This is a genomic window from Pseudomonas sp. 43A, from assembly GCF_013363935.1.
Classification (GTDB): domain Bacteria; phylum Pseudomonadota; class Gammaproteobacteria; order Pseudomonadales; family Pseudomonadaceae; genus Aquipseudomonas; species Aquipseudomonas crudilactis.
The window spans coordinates 5574247-5591125 of the sequence record NZ_CP054880.1; the positions used below are offsets into that span (position 1 = coordinate 5574247).

Sequence of the window (16879 nt, forward strand, 5' to 3'; positions counted from 1 at the left end):
TCTTCAATGAATAAACCGATGACCGATTCGACCCAACTGTTCCCACCCTTCGCCGAAGAAATGCTCCCCGGCGGCGGCCACCGTTCCTTCGTGTTGAAGCGCGGCCAATTGCTGCGCCTGACCGATCTGCGCGGCGGCGCCAACGTCAGCCTGACCCTGCTCAACGCCAATGAAAAAACCGAACGGCTGAACCTGCCCGACAGCCTCAAATGCCAACACACCGCCAAGCTCACCACGGGCCACTGCCTGTACTCGGACATGGGTCGCGTACTCGCCGCGATCACTGCTGATACCTGCGGCTGGAGCGACAGCCTCGGCGGCGTGCTCTGCGCCGAAGAGGTCGCAGAAAAGTACGGCCAGGGCCGCTATCAGGAACTGCGCAACGGCTTCTTCCGCAACGGCACTGACAACCTGCTGGTGGAACTCGGCAAGTGGGGGCTGGGCCTCTCCGATCTGTTGATGACCCTCAATCTGTTCAGCCGGGTGAATGTCGATGAGGCTGGACGCTTCCACTTCGTCGAGGGCAATTCCAAGGCCGGCGACTACATCGAACTGTACGCGCCGATGGACACGCTGGTGGTGCTCACCGCGCTGCAACACCCGATGGATCCGGCGCCGGAATACGCACCGAAACCACTGAAGCTGAGCTGGATGAATGCCGACGCCAGCGTCGCCGAACACTGCCGCACCTCGCGCCCGGAAAATGAGCGCGGCTTTATCAACACCGACCGTTTGTTCGCCTGAGGATCGCTGCCATGTCAGTTGCTATCGCCACTTCGCAAAACCAACCCGACGCAGCGGTGTACCGCGCCACGATCCCGGCCGGTGAGCCGTGGCTGATGGAGGTCAAGGCCGGCCAGACCCTGCGCATTCTCGATCTGGAAGGTAACCAGGCAATCGACACTTTGTTCTACAGCCTCGCCAATCCCAAGGAACGCTACGACGTGCAGCGCACTTTGCGTCGGCAGAACAGCGTCTACCTGAGCACCGGCAGCGTGCTGTATTCCAACCTCGGTCACGCGATGCTGACCATCGTCGCCGACACCTGCGGGCGCCACGACACCCTCGGCGGCGCCTGCGCGCAAGAGAGCAACACCGTGCGCTACGCCCTGGAAAAACGCTACATGCACAGTTGCCGCGACAACTACCTGCGCGCCTGCGCCCATGATGGGCGACTGGGCAAAGGTGACATCGGGCCGAACATCAATTTCTTCATGAATGTGCCGGTCACGGCGGATGGCGGACTGACGTTCGAAGACGGGATTTCGGCGCCGGGCAAGTACGTCGATTTGCGTGCCGAGATGGATGTGATCGTGTTGATTTCCAATTGCCCGCAGTTGAACAACCCATGCAACGCCTACAACCCGACACCTGCGGAGCTGCTGGTATGGAACTGAAAATCAGCCGGTTGCGCCGTTGGTTGTTTGCCCTGTGCCAGGCGCGTTCCGGGCAGTGCCTGAAATCCCCCAAACAACCCTGATCAAAATGTGGGAGCGAGCTTGCTCGCGAAGCCGTCGCATCAGAAACATCAATGCTGACTGACACATCGCATTCGCGAGCAAGCTCGCTCCCACAGGGGATCTGTAGTGATTTGAAGTCGGTGTTTTTTCATCCGGGACGGCCCGGATGTCTGTCGAAAAACGGCGGGACGGCCCGCTTCCCCTTCAGGGGTTATGCCATGTTCGAAAAAGTCCTCATCGCCAACCGTGGCGCGATCGCCTGCCGCATTCTGCGCACCCTTGCCTCACTCCAGGTCAAAGGTGTGGCCGTGTATTCCGAAGCCGACGCCGCCAGCCTGCACCTCCTGCACGCCGACGAAGCCCACAGCCTCGGTGAAGGCGCAGCTGCCGGCACTTATCTGGCCGTCGAAAAGATCCTCGCCATTGCCAAACAAAGCGGCGCCACGGCGATCCATCCCGGCTATGGATTTCTCTCGGAAAACGCCGCGTTCGCCGAAGCCTGCGCAGCGCAGGATATCGCCTTCATTGGCCCAACGCCGGAGCAACTTCGCGTGTTCGGCCTCAAGCACACCGCCCGCGCCCTGGCCAAACAGCACGGCGTGCCGATGCTCGAAGGCACCGAACTGCTCGACAGCCTCGACGCCGCGCTGATCGCCGGCGAACAGGTTGGCTACCCGGTGATGCTGAAAAGCACCGCCGGCGGTGGCGGCATCGGCATGCGCGTGTGCCGCAGTGCCAGCGAATTGAGCGAATCCTTCGAAGCGGTAAAACGTCTCGGCCAGAACAACTTCAGCGACGCCGGGGTGTTCATCGAAAAGTACATCCAGCGCGCCCGGCATCTGGAGGTGCAGGTGTTCGGCGACGGTCGCGGTGAAGTCATCGCCCTCGGCGTGCGTGACTGCTCAGTGCAGCGGCGCAATCAGAAAGTCCTCGAAGAAACCCCGGCGCCGAACCTGCCGGATGGCATGGCCGATGCGCTGTGCGCAGCGGCGATCAAACTGGCGAAAGCGGTGAGCTACCGCAGCGCCGGCACGGTTGAATTCGTCTTCGATAGCGAGGCGCAGCGTTTTTATTTTCTCGAAGTGAACACGCGGTTACAGGTGGAGCATGGCGTCACTGAACAAGTCTGGGGCGTCGATCTGGTGCGCTGGATGGTTGAGCTGGCGGCGGGTGAATTGCCACCGCTAAGTGAGTTGTATCGCCAGCTGAAACCTGAAGGCCATGCGATTCAGGCGCGGCTGTATGCGGAGGATCCGGGGCGTGATTTTCAGCCGAGCCCGGGCTTGCTGACGGCGGTGGAATTTCCCCCGGCCAACGGCATTCAACTGCGCATCGATACCTGGGTCGAGGCTGGCTGCGAGATCCCGCCGTATTTCGATCCGATGATCGCCAAAGTCATCACTTGGGCGCCGAGCCGCGAACAGGCGCGTGCCGAGTTGCATCAAGCGCTGGCCGAGAGTCTGTTGTACGGCGTGGAAACCAACCGCGATTACCTGCGGCAGATTTTGCTCGACACGCCGTTCGCCAGCGGCGAGCCGTGGACCCGTTGCCTGGAAGGTCTGGTGTATCGCGCCAACACCTTCGAAGTGCTCAGCGCCGGCACGCAAACCAGCGTGCAGGACTATCCTGGTCGCCTCGGCTATTGGGCGGTCGGTGTACCGCCGTCGGGGCCGATGGACAGCCGCGCGTTGCGTTTGGGCAATCGTCTGCTCGGCAATGCTGACGGCGCGGCGGCGCTGGAAATCACCATGAGCGGACCGTTGCTGCGCTTCAATTGCGCAGCAGTGGCCGCGGTGACGGGTGCGCCGATTGCCTTGACGCTTGAAGGCACAAGCGTGCCGATGAACACCGCGCTGCTGATCCCGGCGGGTGCGACGTTGCACCTGGGCAGCATCAGCGGCGCCGGGGCACGCAGTTATCTGTGCCTGCGCGGCGGCTTGCAGGTGCCGGATTATCTGGGCAGTAAAAGCACGTTCACCCTTGGCCAGTTCGGAGGCCATGGTGGTCGCGCATTGCGCGCCGGTGATGTGTTGCATATCCCTGCGCTGACGGACCGCAGTGCTGGTCAGCAACTGGCCGAACAGCACATCACCGCGTTGCCGGCGGTGCGGCAGATTCGGGTGATTTACGGCCCACATGCTGCGCCGGAATACTTCACCGAAAACTACATCAACACATTCTTTGAAACCCAGTGGGAAGTGCATTTCAACTCCAGCCGCACCGGTGTTCGCCTGATCGGGCCGAAACCGGAGTGGGTGCGCGCGGACGGTGGTGAGGCCGGGTTGCATCCGTCGAATATTCACGACAATCCGTATGCCATCGGCGCGGTGGATTTCACCGGCGACATGCCGGTGATCCTCGGCCCGGATGGCCCGAGCCTGGGCGGGTTCGTGTGTCCGGTGACGGTGATCGAAGCGGATCTGTGGCAACTGGGGCAGCTCAAGGCTGGCGATAAAATCCAGTTCATTCCCGTCAACCTAAAGACCGCCCGCGATCTCGCCCTGAAATGGGATCTCCCCTGTGGGAGCGAGCCTGCTCGCGAAGAGGCCGTGTCAGTCAACATTGATGTGTCTGACACACCGCATTCGCGAGCAAGCTCGCTCCCACAGGGTCTGGTGTCGCCTGTGGTGCTGGAGTTGGGTCAGGGTGATATGCGCCTGGTCGGGCGGGTTTCTGGCGACACTCATTTACTGCTGGAAATCGGCGAGCCTGAACTGGATCTCGTTCTACGCTTCCGCGCCCACGCCCTGATGCAAGCGCTGGAAAGCAAATCCCTGCACGGTGTGATCGACCTCACCCCCGGCATTCGCTCATTGCAGATCCACTACCAGCCGGAGCAACTGCCGCTGGCCGATCTGCTCGGCATCATCGCTGGCGAATGGGACGCGGTGTGCGCAGCCAATGACCTGCAAGTGCCGTCTCGCATCGTCCATTTGCCGCTGTCGTGGGACGACCCGGCCTGCCAGTTGGCGATCGAAAAATACATGACCACCGTGCGCAAGGACGCGCCGTGGTGCCCGAGCAATCTGGAGTTCATCCGCCGCATCAACGACCTGCCCAATCTCGACGAAGTGCAGCGCACGGTGTTCGATGCGAGCTATCTGGTGATGGGCCTTGGTGACGTTTACCTCGGTGCGCCGGTGGCCACGCCGCTGGATCCGCGCCATCGTCTGGTCACGACCAAATACAACCCGGCGCGCACCTGGACCGCCGAGAACTCGGTGGGCATCGGCGGCGCCTACATGTGCGTGTACGGCATGGAGGGCCCGGGCGGTTATCAGTTCGTCGGACGCACCTTGCAGATGTGGAATCGCTATCGCGAAGTCGCCGCGTTCGATGGCAAACCGTGGCTGCTGCGCTTCTTCGATCAGATCCGTTTCTACCCGGTCAGCGCCGACGAGCTGCTGCGTATCCGCCGTGATTTTCCGCTGGGGCGCTTCGATCTGAACATCGAACACAGCCAGCTCAACCTTGCCGACTATCAGGCTTTTCTCAATCGCGAAGCCGAGGGCATCAGTGCCTTTCGCGCCCAGCAACAGGGCGCGTTCAACGCCGAGCGCGAACGCTGGATCGCCAGCGGTCAGGCGCATTTCGACAGCGAAGAAACCGTGCCGGAGTCCAGCGAAGACGCGCCACTGGCCGACGGTGAACACAGCATCGACAGCCACATCGCCGGCAATCTCTGGCAGGTGCAGGTCGAGGCCGGCAGCCGCGTTGAAGCAGGCGATGTGCTGGTGATTCTCGAGTCGATGAAGATGGAAATCCCGGTACTCGCGCCGATGGCCGGGGTGGTGCGCGAGATTCGCGTGCAACCCGGTTCGGCGGTACGCGCCGGACAACGGGTCGTGGTGTTGGCACTCGATTAAAACCATTTGGAAAGGATCAACTCATGAATCTGCAACTCGATGTTCTGCGCCAGGCCTATCGCAATGGCGACACCACTCCACGTCAGCTGCTGCTGAAACTGCGCGAGAAAGCCGCCGCGCTGAACCCGGATTATCACCTGTTCATCCACCTGCTCAGCGCCGACGAACTGGAGCCGTATCTCGCCGCTCTAGACGGTCGCGACCTCGACAGTCTGCCGTTGTACGGCGTGCCGTTTGCGATCAAGGACAACATTGATCTGGCCGGTATTGCGACCACCGCTGCCTGCCCGGATTTTGCTTATGTGCCGGAGCGCTCGGCGACCATCGTCGAGCAGTTCATCGCCTTGGGGGCGATACCGCTGGGCAAGACCAATCTTGATCAGTTCGCCACGGGACTCAACGGCAGCCGCTCGCCGTATGGCGCGTGCCCGAACAGCGTGCTGACGGAATATCCGTCCGGCGGTTCCAGCGCCGGTTCGTCGCTGGCGGTGGCGCTGGGCGTGGCAAGTTTTGCCCTGGGCACCGACACCGCAGGCTCCGGCCGGGTACCGGCGGCGCTGAACAATCTGGTTGGATTGAAAGCGAGCAAAGGCCTGATCTCCACCGCCGGTGTACTGCCCGCTTGCCGCACGCTGGATTGCGTGACCACGTTCACCGCGACGGCGCGTGAGGCCAGTCAATTGCTTGCGCTGACGGCAAAACTCGATCCGCGCGATGAGTACAGCCGTCGCAATCCATCGTGGAATGACGGCTCGGCGTTTGGTACGCCACGGGCGTTTCGCTTCGGCGTGCCACGCGCGCAGGATCTTGAGTTTTTTGGTTGCGTCGAAGGGCCGCTGTTGCTCGGCGATGCCATCGACCGGCTCAAGGCCTTGGGTGGCGAAGCGGTCGAGCTGGACCTGTCGCCATTCCTTGAAGCCGCGCGTTTGCTTTACGAGGGGCCGTGGGTTGCCGAGCGCTATAGCGTGGCGGGCGAGTTGATGGAGAAAAATCCCGAGGCCGTTTTACCGGTGATCCGCGCTGTGCTGGCCAAAGCGCCGGCGGTGACGGGCGTGCAGACCTTCCGCGCGCAGTATCGGCTGCAAGCTTTGAAAGCGCTGTGCGATCAGGCACTCGAAGGTCTCGACTGCGTGCTCACGCCCACCATCGGGAGACCGGTGACACTCGCCGAACTGCATGCAGAGCCGGTGCTGCGCAACTCCGAACTGGGTTACTACACCAACTTCATGAACCTGCTCGACTACGCCGCCGTCGCCGTGCCGAGCGCGTTCATGGCCAACGGTTTGCCGTGGGGTGTGACGTTGTTTGGTCGGGTCTTCACCGATCAATATCTGCTGAGCGTGGCGGATGCGCTGCAGCGTCAGCAGGATCCGACACTGCCCACACCTGTAAACGTTGCGCGCCATGATCGTGCACGCATCGTGGTGTGTGGCGCGCATCTGCAAGGGTTGGCGTTGAACTGGCAACTGACGCAACGGGGTGGGCGCTTGCTGGAGACGACGTTGAGCTCAGCGGATTATCAACTGTATGCGTTGGCCGGCGGCCCGCCGCTGCGGCCGGGCATGGTGCGGGTCAAGGATGGCGGTGTGGCGATTGCGGTGGAAGTGTGGGAATTACCGAGCAGTGAGTTGGGCTCGTTCCTGACCGGGATTCCGGCACCGCTGGGATTGGGCAAGGTGCAACTGGCGGATGGTCGTTGGGAGAGCGGGTTTATTTGTGAGCCGTATGGACTGGAGGGTGCGCTGGACATCAGCTATTTGGGGGGCTGGCGGGCGTATCTGGAGACTCGGAACTGATCCAGAAACCAGCCCTCACCCTAGCCCTCTCCCGGAGGGAGAGGGAACTGACCGAGGTGTCTGTGAGGGTATTGCCATTCAGTGATAACCCGTCGAACTCGGGTTTTGAAATCACCACTATCTAGCCCCCTCTCCCTCTGGGAGAGGGCTGGGGTGAGGGAGCTATCCTTCTGACACACCCTCTACGTCATATCCCCCGCCATTTCAGGCATAAATCCCGCAGTCTTTTCCCGGCCATCCCACTAGAATGCATGCCATCGGGCCACTGCCAACGGATCTGCCATGCCGCTTCGTTCTCCCCTCTACTCGCAACGCTCGCTGGTACTGACGCTGATCGCCCTGCTCGGCGCCGGTTTCCTTGCCACGTCCCTACTGAGCTACTACGCCTCGCGCGCGTCGATCCGCGACAACATCGTCAACACCGAGCTGCCGCTGACGTCCGACACGGTCTACTCGGAAATCCAGAAAGACCTCGTCAGGCCGATCCTGATTTCCTCGATGATGTCCCGCGACACCTTCATGCGCGACTGGGTGGTCAACGGCGAGCAGAATCCCGAGCAGATGACCCGCTACCTCGACGAAGTCATGACCCATTACGGCGCCTACACCGCGTTCTTCGTCTCCAACGCCAGCCACACCTACTACCACGCCAAAGGCGTGCTCAAGCAGGTCAAGGTCGATGAACCGCGCGACGCCTGGTACTTCCGCGTACGCGACATGAAGGACCCGTACGAGATCAACGTCGACCCGGATCTGGCCAACAAGGACAACCTGACCTTCTTCATCAACTACAAGGTTTACGACTACCACAATCGCTTCATCGGCGCGGCGGGCGTCGGCCTGACCGTGGACGCGGTGATCAAGCTGATCGACAAATATCAACAGCGCTATCAACGCAGCGTGTACTTCGTCGACACCTTCGGCCGACTGGTATTGACCGGCGCCGACGGCGGTCCGGAAAGCGCGCACATTGGCCAGAGCCTGAGTGAACTGGAGAGCATGAAGAGTCTGGTCAGCCAACTGCCGAAACCGCACAGCGGCAGCTACGAATATTCCGCCCACGGTCAGGGGCATTTCCTCAACGTGAGGTTTATTCCGGAGCTGAACTGGTATCTGTTTGTTGATAAACGCGAAGACGGCGCCTTGAGTGAAATCCGTCAGTCGCTGTATCTGAATCTGCTGATCTGCCTGCTGGTGACCCTGATTGTGCTAGCGCTGCTCAACCGCGTGATCAAACGCTATCAAAGCAAAATCCAGGCGCAGGCCATTCTCGACAGTCTCACCGAACTGCCCAACCGCCGAGGCTTCGACATTCTCGCCGCACAAGCCCTGCACGAAGCACAACGCGAAACCAAACCACTGACCGCGTTGCTGCTCGACCTCGATCACTTCAAAGTGTTGAACGACACCTACGGGCACATGGCCGGTGATCAGGTGTTGATCGGTTTCGCTCGCGATCTGCAAAGTTGCCTGCGCCATGCCGACATTGTTTGCCGCTGGGGCGGTGAGGAATTTATCGTTTTGCTGAAGGACACCGACGGCGATACCGGTCAGAAAATTGCCGAGAAGATCCGCCAGCACGTCGAACAACACGAATATGCCTACGACGGCCATCGCCTCAATCTGACAGTGAGCATCGGCGCCACCACGCTGCAACGCGATGACACCTTGCACAGCCTGCTGTCGCGGGCCGATCATGCGATGTACCGAGCCAAACAAACCGGCCGCAACCGCACCTGCGTGGAAATGCCTCACTCGACTTATGCCTGATTCCGACGTTAAACCCGACCTTTGCCCGGCCTGTGGCGCCCGCAACGACTGCAGCCTGGCCGACCCGCGCACCGCCGACCGCGAATGCTGGTGCTATGGCGTGAGCATCGACCCGGCCGTGCTTGAAGCGCTGCCGCCAGAACTGCGCAACCAATCCTGCCTGTGCCCGCGTTGCGCGCAGGTCGAGGCGCAACTGCAAGCGGCCAAGCGGCCGATCCCGTAAGATGCGCGGCCCTTCATTCATCGAACACTGAACATGCGCGTTGACCGTTTCCTCAGCAACCTGCCCCGCTACAACCGTCAGCAGGTTCGCCTGTTGCTGGTGGAAAAGCGCGTGCGGATTGACGGAAAAGTCGTCAGCGATCCGCACAGCGAGGTGCTGGAATTCAGCCGCGTCGAAGTCGACAACGAAGTGCTGCAAAGCGGCAAACCCGCACGCTACTTCATGCTGCACAAGCCGCCGGGCTGCGTCAGCGCCACCCGCGATCCGCAACATCCGACCGTGCTCGACCTGATCGATGAACCAGACAAGGACGACCTGCACATCGCCGGACGCCTGGACTTCAACACCACCGGCCTGATGTTGATCACCAACGACGGCGCGTGGTCGCGACGCCTGACCCAACCGCAGACCAAACTGCCGAAGGTCTACTACGTCGAGACCGAGCAAGAAATTGGCGCGCAATATGCGAGCACCTTTGCCGAGGGGATCTACTTCGCCTTCGAAGACCTGACCACGCAACCGGCGCAGCTGGAGCTGATAGGCCCCCGCTCGGCGCGGTTGAGCATCGTCGAGGGTCGTTACCATCAGGTGAAGCGCATGTTTGGTTTCTTCAACAACAAAGTCCTGCGCCTGCACCGCGAATCGATGGGCCCGCTGTTGCTCGATAACGCGCTAAAACCGGGCGAGTACCGCGCTTTGCGCACCGAAGAGATCCATTTGTTCTAAGCCGGCGACCGCTCAGCAGAAGTTGTCGAACAATTTACCAGCGGCACTTGCGCGATCCCGACTCCCCTGCTTGAATCAGGACGTCGGCCAGATTGTGACCGACGAGTCACAACATACCTCTAAGAAACTTTTTGCCGGTAGAGAGCCTTCAAGGCTCCGCCTCAGCCGGCAGACTGCCCGCCAATAACAATACCCGTCGACCTGCCGTAACGGATCGACATGGGCCAAGCAAATTCCAGGCGTATGCCTACCTGTCACAAAGCTCGTGCAATCTCTATTTGCGCGCATACCCGCTTGCTTGCCAGGAGTCTTATGACATGAGGCCAGAAATCGCTGTGCTGGATATACAGGGTCAGTATCGGGTTTACACGGAGTTCTATCGCGCAGACGCCGCAGAAAAGACCATCATCCTGGTCAACGGCTCGATGGCCACGACTGCGTCGTTTGCACAGACTGTGAAAAACCTGCACCCGCAATTCAACGTGGTTTGCTATGACCAGCCTTACGCGGGCCGATCAAAAGCGCACAACCACCACGAGAAACACCTGACCAAGGACGTCGAAGGGCAGATTCTGCTCGAGCTGATTGACCACTTCGCCGCCGAACACGTGCTGTCGTTCTCCTGGGGCGGCGCCGCGACCCTGGTCGCCCTCGCCCACCAGCCACGGCGCATCGAACGGGCCGTGATCAGTTCGTTCTCGCCAGTGATCAACGCGCACATGCTCGACTACCTCGAACGCGGCGTCGACTACCTCGGCCAGCGCGACGGCGACCGCGTCGGCCATCTGGTCAACAACACCATCGGCAAACACCTGCCGTCACTGTTCAAACGCTTCAACTATCGCCACGTCAGCAGCCTCGCCGAGCACGAATACGGGCAGATGCACTTCCACATCAGCGACGTGCTGCACAGCGATCGGCAGTGCTATCTGAACGCAGCGAAAAAGATCAACGTGCCGGTGCTGTTTTTAAACGGCGAATGGGACGAATACACCGCTGCCGAAGATGCACGCCTGTTCGGCAACCACGTGGCGCAGAGCACGTTCACCACGCTGCAGGCCACCGGGCATTTTCTCGACATGGAACACAAAGCCGCGTGCCGCGATAGCCAGAATGCCTTGCTCGGCTTTCTGAAACCGGCACCGCAGACCAGCCGAACGCGTTACTCGTTTGTTCAGGATCAACATGCATTGGCTATTTGAAAGAGAGTCGTTGCGCGCGGGACTGCGGGATTGAGATTTTGCTTTTCTCACCGCAGTGCTCGCCCGCGATTGACCGTTTTCAAGGATTCAAAGCGCTTATGAGTAAAAGAAAAACTTCAAATCCGTGGCCGAGTCTGGTACAAAGTCAGCCGCTCTGAGCGGGTATAGTTTAATGGTAGAACAGTAGCTTCCCAAGCTTCCGACGAGGGTTCGATTCCCTCTACCCGCTCCACTCGAATATGGGTCTCACGTTGTGTTTTTTGACGGGGGATGCAGGAACAGAAAAAACCGGCCTATAAAGCCGGTTTTTTTGTGCCTTGGATTTGAGTTTGGCCACTTGGGCAGCGCAGAACCCTTCAGAAACACACCGCCACATGAACATAAGCAAAACCCGGTAACACACCCACCTCGCCATCGCACCTGCCTTACCTAGACTGCGGTAAGCGACCCCGCCCGTCAGAGGACGACGGCCGACCGGTGGTTATAGTGTTGATCATATTAGTTCAATGGGTATAGTACCCACCAAGCACACCACAGGGAGGTGTTGTGAATAGCCGTTTTTTAATCGGCCAACTCGTCGCAGACGGTTGGTATCTGGTACGGATCAAAGGAAGTCACCATCACTTCAAGCATCCGAGCAAACCAGGACTGGTCACCGTGCCACATCCGAAAAAGGATCTGCTGAAGAAAACGGCCATCAGTATTTTGCAGCAGGCGCTGCTTTGACTCTCTGAGTCAGTTGCGCCATGGAGGACAACGAATATGCTCTACCCGATTGCGATTTCAATTGGCGATGACCATCACGCCTGGGGTGTAGAAGTCCCGGACATTCCTGGATGCTTTTCCGCCGGAGAGGATCTGGACGATGCCGTCGCCATGGCTCGCGAAGCCATCGAAGGTCATTTCGAGATTCTCGCGGACGACGACGCCCCCATTCCAGCGGCCAGCAAACTGAGCCTGCACGTAGCCAACCCGAAATACGCCGGTTGTGCATGGGCCGTGGTGGATATCGATGTGCTCAAGTATTTGGGCAAAGCCCAAAAGCTCAACATCACCCTGCCTGGGCACTTGCTCAACCGCATTGATGAATATGTGTTGCATCACCCGGAAGAGAAAAGCCGTTCCGGGTTTCTGGCTTCGGCAGCGTTGAAGGTATTGCAGCAGGGTTGAATCCTGAACCTTGGAAAGCAGTGAATGCAGGCGCATCCCGAAATGATGGGATGCCGAAGATCCATCTGCGAGCACCCCTTCGGCAACCTTGAGCAGCGGTTATTTGGTAACGCTCGCTTCTTGCTGCGACAGCTTTAAGGCACGAGGGCTGAGAGGCCCTTTTTCGTCTGCGGCGAGCACAAAAGCGTGTTTTCACACAGCCTGTATCGAGCCGGTTTTTTGTGTCCGGGATTTGAGGTGCTCATTTGGTCAACGCGGAACCTTTCAGAAACACGATACACCAGCGTCGCGTCGCCATTTAAGCTTGCTGAAACGTTTCACCCAGTTTATAAAAAGCGCACAACTCCAAGAAAGGCTGCTGCCATGACCCCGCTCAAACTCGTTGTTGCCCTCGGCGCACTGTCCGCTGCCTCCCACGCCATGGCCTGGGATTACGTTCTGCTCGACACCGACAAAGCTGCCCAGAACTGGCAGATCACCAGCCAGCAACTCGGCATAAAAACCGATAAACCCTTCAACGTTACTTTGCGTACCTTGCACGGCGGTCGGCAGGAGGGCGTCAGCATTGTCGACATCGATAACGGTACGATGAAACTCTCGGTAGTGCCGACACGGGGAATGAATGTCTTGCAGGCCTCGGTCGGCAATGTGCGCATGGGCTGGGATTCGCCGGTCAAGGAAGTGGTCAATCCGTCCTTCATCGAACTCAATGGCCGCGGTGGTTTGGGCTGGCTGGAAGGTTTCAATGAACTGGTTACCCGCTGCGGATACGAATGGGTCGGCCACCCCGGCGTCGACAACGGCGAACTGCTGACCCTGCACGGTCGAGCCGCCAACATTCCCGCAAACAAAGTCACCCTGCACATCGATGAAACACCACCCTACGCCATCACCCTGCGCGGTGAACTGAAAGAGCAGGCGTTCAAGAAGGTCGACTTCTCCGTCGCGACGGAACTGGTTACCGAACCCGGCAGCGTAGTGTTCGCCCTCAACGACACCCTGACCAACAACGGCGACTATCCGAAGGAATACCAGGCGCTGTACCACAGTAACTTCAGTACCCCGTTCCTGGAGCAGGGCGCTCGTTTCGCCGCGCCGGTGAAGCAAGTGTCGCCGTTCAACGACAAGGCCAAGGGCGATCTGCCCGAATGGCAAACCTACCGCGCACCGACCAAGGACTACGACGAAACGGTTTACAACGTGGTGCCGTATGCCGATGCGAAGGGCGATACGTTGACCGTGTTGCATAACAAGGCCGGCAGCCTGGGCGTTTCGGTTGGCTTCAATACGCAGACACTGCCGGTGTTTTCCCTGTGGAAAAACACCGATACCCAAGGCCAGGGCTATGTCACGGGGCTGGAGCCGGGGACAAGTTTTTCCTACAACCGCCGTTATCAGCGGCCACTGAACCTGGTGCCGACAATTGGGCCGAAGGAACACAAGCAGTTCCGCATCAGCTACAGCTTGTTGGCGGACAAGGCGGCGGTGGATAAGGCCTTGAAGCAGGTGAGCGAGATTCAGGGTGGGCGCGAGACGGAGGTGCGGCAGACGCCGTTGGTTGATCTGACCAAGGGGTGACACCGGCCAAGGCATTGTCGGCCGATGGGCTACCTGCTGAGCGCATCGATCTTCACGTGCACCCTCATCCGGAAGAGAAGAATCGTTCGGCGTTTTTGACTTCGGCGGCGTTGCGGATGTTGGCGCCCTGAATCGCGAATGTCTGTAGGCGCAACTACAAGAAACCGGCCTTTAGAGCCGGTTTTTTTGTGTCTGCTACAAATCGACCACTTTGCGATTACTCACCCGGCACGACCTTATCAAGGGCCTGATTCACCGCCAATTCGCCCAACATCACAACCTGCGCGATACCGAGTGCGGTCTTGCGGTGTGAGGTATTCAGCAATGCGGCGAAGTTGTTGAGCATGGTGGTGGCAGAGCCGAGTGTTTCGCTGGCGTTGGCGAGCAGGGATTCGGTGTCGTATTTCGGGTTGGCGAGGTACATCGGTTCGGGTTCGTGAGTGGAACCCATGATTCTGGCCGTGGGGCTGAGGTAGTGGTCGAGGGCGCGTTCGGCGGCTTCGTGGAATTTCTTTGAATTGGGCGATTCGTAGGGGGATGCCGGATCGGTTTCCGGCGGATTTGGCGTAACTTTGAACATGTGGTGTATTCCGAATAGGGCCACGACCATTCCGCTGCTACACGAAAGGGTGGCGGCTGTACGCAAGTTAGCAGACCGGGCGAATCCACCAAAATCCCGGCGCACCCGAGGGTGCCATGCGCACAGCCACCATTAAGCACAGGAGAACCTGGCTAAATGACGCTTGTACGATTTGGTGGAAACGCGTGGCTGCTAAACCCGATCACTGGAAATCAGTGATGCGAACCAAGTTACCGACCGCCTTCCAAGCGCACAAGCCGGCGGATTCTGGCGTAGCGGTAGGCAACGGCGCAAGGATTTGTAGGCATCAGGACGTAACACCGAGCGCTTATAAACACTGGCCACCGAGTGGGTTTAAGCAGCCAAAAACCTTGCAGAATTTTCTGACATTACAGATCCACAACACTCCATCGATTTTCACCTTCCTCTCGACCGACTAGCATTTCCCTTTCAGCCACCACCCTCCCCCTGCGCGGCCATCGACGAATACGCGCCATCACTTTCGAGGGATTCCAATCGCGGCCACTTTGCCGCTGACGACCGAACTCAAAAGAGCACTTCACCATGACCCAAAACATCTACGACGATCCCGAATTCTTCCAGGCCTACAGCCAGATGAACCGCTCAATCGGCGGCCTCGACGCGGCGCCGGAGTGGCCGGCGCTCAGGGCGCTGTTGCCATCCATGCACGGCTTGAACGTGGTGGATCTGGGCTGCGGTTATGGCTGGTTCAGCCGTTGGGCTATCGAGAATGGTGCGGGGAATGTGTTGGGGCTGGATGTCTCGGAGAAGATGCTGGAGCGGGCGCGGGCGCGGGAGACCACGACGGCGGCGAACATTCTTTATGAGCGCGCCGATCTGGAACAGCTCGATCTGTCCACCTGTAGTTTTGATTTGGCCTACAGCTCACTGGCGCTGCATTACGTCAAGGATTTGCCGGGGCTGTTTGCGCACCTGTTTGCGGCGCTGAAACCGGGTTCGCACTTTGTGTTTTCCATTGAGCATCCAATCTTTATGGCACCGCGTAATCCGGGCTGGTTGATTGACGCTGAAGGTAACAAGCGTTGGCCGCTGGACAGCTATCAGTTGGAGGGCGAGCGGGTGACGAACTGGCTGGCTGAGGGCGTGATCAAGCAGCATCGTACGGTCGGGACATTGCTCAATTCGCTGATCGATGCGGGGTTCTCGATTCGACATGTCAATGAATGGGGACCGAGCGAAGCGGAGGTCGCGGCGCAACCGGCGCTGGCGGAAGAGCGGGAGCGGCCGATGATGATGTTGGTGGCGGTGCAGAAGCCCTCACCCTAACCCTCTCCCAGAGGGAGAGGGGACTGACCGCGGTGCAGGCAAGAGCTACGCCGACGTGCAAAATCCAGCCGAACTCAGGTTTGGAAACAACACAACTCGGCGCCCTCTCCCTCGGGAGAGGGCTGGGGTGAGGGGCCAATTTATTTCAGCGCGTCGCGACGATAAACAAGCGTGGAAATGGCAGCAGTACCGAGCCATCCGCCAGCGCGGGATAAGCCCTCCGCACCTCCGCCAGATACTGCTCCAGGTACTGCGCCTTTTCCGCCTCGGTCAGCGGACTCAAAAACGGAATCAACCCGCTGCCCTTGAACCACTCCACCACTCCCGCCGCCCCGCCTGACAGCTGATGGTGATAGGTGGTGCGCCACACATCGACCCGCGCACAATGTGGCCGCAGCATCGAGAAATAATCGCCGGCGCTCGCCATATCGGTACGCTGGCCCGCTGCGCCCGCGAGTTTGCTGGCCCAAGGGCCATTCGCGGCGACTTCACGCATCAAGCAATGGGAGGGTTCATTGAGGTTGTCCGGCATCTGGATCGCCAGACTGCCACCGGCAGACAATTTGCTGGCCAGCGCCGGCAGCAACGACGCGTGATCCGGCACCCACTGCAGCACGGCGTTGGCGAAGATCACATCGAACGGGCCTTCATCCGCCCATTTATCAATCTCCGCCACATCGAACTGCAACTGCGGCAAGCGCTTGCGTGCTGCATCGATCATGTCCGCCGAACTGTCCAGCCCGCTGACTTTCGCCCCGGGAAAACGCTGTACCAGCAACTCCGTCGAGTTACCGGGACCACAACCGATATCGACCACGGATCGCGCTTCAGGCGTGGGAATCGCCGCCAGCAGATCGCGGGCCGGGCGGGTGCGTTCATCTTCGAAAGCGACGTATTGTTTGGCGGACCAACTCATTGCGTTCTCCTGTCGGGACATTCAGCGGTCCGTCACGATACAGGCAGCGCCGCGGGCAGTTCCAGAGCGACTGAATTGCAAAGGGTGTCGGACCAACCCGTCGGCTTATCGCCAATGGGTTGGTTCTCATGAATTGAGCGACCGTCCGTCGAGCCAGACAAAAGCGATTTTGACAGCTAAAAAATCGTACCTATAGTCAAGGAGCGGCAGTCGGAAGGAACCCGAATCAGTCGATTTCGTGCAAGGAGCACGGCCTGTTCATTTCTCGTGATCAGTGGGTTCCC

At 59.6% G+C, this 16879-nt stretch carries 14 protein-coding genes and 1 tRNA gene; 13 read left to right on the forward strand and 2 right to left on the reverse strand.

The genetic code is table 11. The features are described 5' to 3' along the window. Nucleotides 1-18 precede the first annotated feature (18 nt). The 12 genes from HUW52_RS24405 to HUW52_RS24460 all read left to right on the forward strand — a co-directional run bounded on the left by HUW52_RS24405 (nt 19) and on the right by HUW52_RS24460 (nt 13791). Nucleotides 19-744: an urea amidolyase associated protein UAAP1 gene (locus HUW52_RS24405; RefSeq protein WP_175555730.1), complete on the forward strand. Its 726-nt coding sequence runs from the start codon at nt 19-21 to the stop codon at nt 742-744. A gap of 11 nt (nt 745-755) precedes the next feature. After that, nucleotides 756-1397, forward strand: a complete 642-nt coding sequence (locus HUW52_RS24410) for an urea amidolyase associated protein UAAP2 (RefSeq protein WP_175555111.1) — start codon at nt 756-758, stop codon at nt 1395-1397. Between the two features lie 281 nt (nt 1398-1678). Beyond that, entirely contained in the window at nt 1679-5326 is a 3648-nt protein-coding gene (uca, locus tag HUW52_RS24415) for an urea carboxylase (protein ID WP_175555112.1), read from the forward strand. A 23-nt stretch (nt 5327-5349) separates the two neighbouring features. Then, nucleotides 5350-7122, forward strand: coding sequence for an allophanate hydrolase (gene atzF / locus HUW52_RS24420; RefSeq protein ID WP_175555113.1), 1773 nt, complete (start codon nt 5350-5352; stop codon nt 7120-7122). Between the two features lie 282 nt (nt 7123-7404). Further along, entirely contained in the window at nt 7405-8892 is a 1488-nt protein-coding gene (locus HUW52_RS24425; protein WP_175555114.1) for a sensor domain-containing diguanylate cyclase, read from the forward strand. Next, on the forward strand, nt 8885-9115 hold the full coding sequence (locus HUW52_RS24430; RefSeq protein ID WP_038358305.1) for a cysteine-rich CWC family protein: 231 nt from the start codon (nt 8885-8887) through the stop codon (nt 9113-9115). Before HUW52_RS24425 ends, HUW52_RS24430 begins: the two co-directional genes overlap by 8 nt. Before the next feature lie 33 nt (nt 9116-9148). Then, complete coding sequence (locus HUW52_RS24435) at nt 9149-9841, forward strand: pseudouridine synthase (protein ID WP_175555115.1); 693 nt, start codon at nt 9149-9151, stop codon at nt 9839-9841. Between the two features lie 317 nt (nt 9842-10158). Next, nucleotides 10159-11043 carry an alpha/beta fold hydrolase gene (locus HUW52_RS24440; protein WP_175555116.1) on the forward strand — a complete coding sequence of 295 codons (885 nt, stop codon included), beginning with the start codon at nt 10159-10161 and terminating at the stop codon, nt 11041-11043. Nucleotides 11044-11201: 158 nt separating this feature from the next. Beyond that, nucleotides 11202-11275: transfer RNA gene (locus HUW52_RS24445), tRNA-Gly, on the forward strand. A gap of 314 nt (nt 11276-11589) precedes the next feature. Continuing rightward, nucleotides 11590-11769, forward strand: a complete 180-nt coding sequence (locus tag HUW52_RS24450) for a type II toxin-antitoxin system HicA family toxin (RefSeq protein ID WP_007911472.1) — start codon at nt 11590-11592, stop codon at nt 11767-11769. Nucleotides 11770-11805: 36 nt separating this feature from the next. Continuing rightward, the gene (locus HUW52_RS24455) at nt 11806-12213 is read left to right on the forward strand and encodes a type II toxin-antitoxin system HicB family antitoxin (protein WP_007911473.1); all 408 of its coding nucleotides are present in this window, start codon (nt 11806-11808) and stop codon (nt 12211-12213) included. A gap of 363 nt (nt 12214-12576) precedes the next feature. Further along, nucleotides 12577-13791, forward strand: coding sequence for an aldose 1-epimerase family protein (locus HUW52_RS24460; protein WP_016982765.1), 1215 nt, complete (start codon nt 12577-12579; stop codon nt 13789-13791). A gap of 217 nt (nt 13792-14008) precedes the next feature. Here the strand turns inward: HUW52_RS24460 and HUW52_RS24465 are convergent, their stop codons facing one another. Then, on the reverse strand, nt 14009-14371 hold the full coding sequence (locus HUW52_RS24465) for a DUF6124 family protein (protein ID WP_016982766.1): 363 nt from the start codon (nt 14369-14371) through the stop codon (nt 14009-14011). Between the two features lie 564 nt (nt 14372-14935). On the opposite strand from HUW52_RS24465, the gene HUW52_RS24470 reads away from it, so the two are divergent. Further along, nucleotides 14936-15679: a class I SAM-dependent methyltransferase gene (locus HUW52_RS24470; RefSeq protein WP_175555117.1), complete on the forward strand. Its 744-nt coding sequence runs from the start codon at nt 14936-14938 to the stop codon at nt 15677-15679. A 145-nt stretch (nt 15680-15824) separates the two neighbouring features. On the opposite strand, the gene tam is transcribed toward HUW52_RS24470, so the two are convergent. After that, a complete protein-coding gene (gene tam, locus HUW52_RS24475; RefSeq protein ID WP_175555118.1) occupies nt 15825-16595 on the reverse strand; it encodes a trans-aconitate 2-methyltransferase in 771 nt (256 codons plus the stop codon). Nucleotides 16596-16879: the final 284 nt, after the last annotated feature.

Bases quoted from the DNA above. Each gene is read 5' to 3' on its own strand.
- HUW52_RS24405 (WP_175555730.1), top strand. From the start codon at position 19: ATGACCGATTCGACCCAACTGTTCCCACCCTTCGCCGAAGAAATGCTC.
- HUW52_RS24410 (WP_175555111.1), top strand. From the start codon at position 756: ATGTCAGTTGCTATCGCCACTTCGCAAAACCAACCCGACGCAGCGGTG.
- uca (WP_175555112.1), top strand. From the start codon at position 1,679: ATGTTCGAAAAAGTCCTCATCGCCAACCGTGGCGCGATCGCCTGCCGC.
- atzF (WP_175555113.1), top strand. From the start codon at position 5,350: ATGAATCTGCAACTCGATGTTCTGCGCCAGGCCTATCGCAATGGCGAC.
- HUW52_RS24425 (WP_175555114.1), top strand. From the start codon at position 7,405: ATGCCGCTTCGTTCTCCCCTCTACTCGCAACGCTCGCTGGTACTGACG.
- HUW52_RS24430 (WP_038358305.1), top strand. From the start codon at position 8,885: ATGCCTGATTCCGACGTTAAACCCGACCTTTGCCCGGCCTGTGGCGCC.
- HUW52_RS24435 (WP_175555115.1), top strand. From the start codon at position 9,149: ATGCGCGTTGACCGTTTCCTCAGCAACCTGCCCCGCTACAACCGTCAG.
- HUW52_RS24440 (WP_175555116.1), top strand. From the start codon at position 10,159: ATGAGGCCAGAAATCGCTGTGCTGGATATACAGGGTCAGTATCGGGTT.
- HUW52_RS24455 (WP_007911473.1), top strand. From the start codon at position 11,806: ATGCTCTACCCGATTGCGATTTCAATTGGCGATGACCATCACGCCTGG.
- HUW52_RS24460 (WP_016982765.1), top strand. From the start codon at position 12,577: ATGACCCCGCTCAAACTCGTTGTTGCCCTCGGCGCACTGTCCGCTGCC.
- HUW52_RS24465 (WP_016982766.1), bottom strand. From the start codon at position 14,371: ATGTTCAAAGTTACGCCAAATCCGCCGGAAACCGATCCGGCATCCCCC.
- HUW52_RS24470 (WP_175555117.1), top strand. From the start codon at position 14,936: ATGACCCAAAACATCTACGACGATCCCGAATTCTTCCAGGCCTACAGC.
- tam (WP_175555118.1), bottom strand. From the start codon at position 16,595: ATGAGTTGGTCCGCCAAACAATACGTCGCTTTCGAAGATGAACGCACC.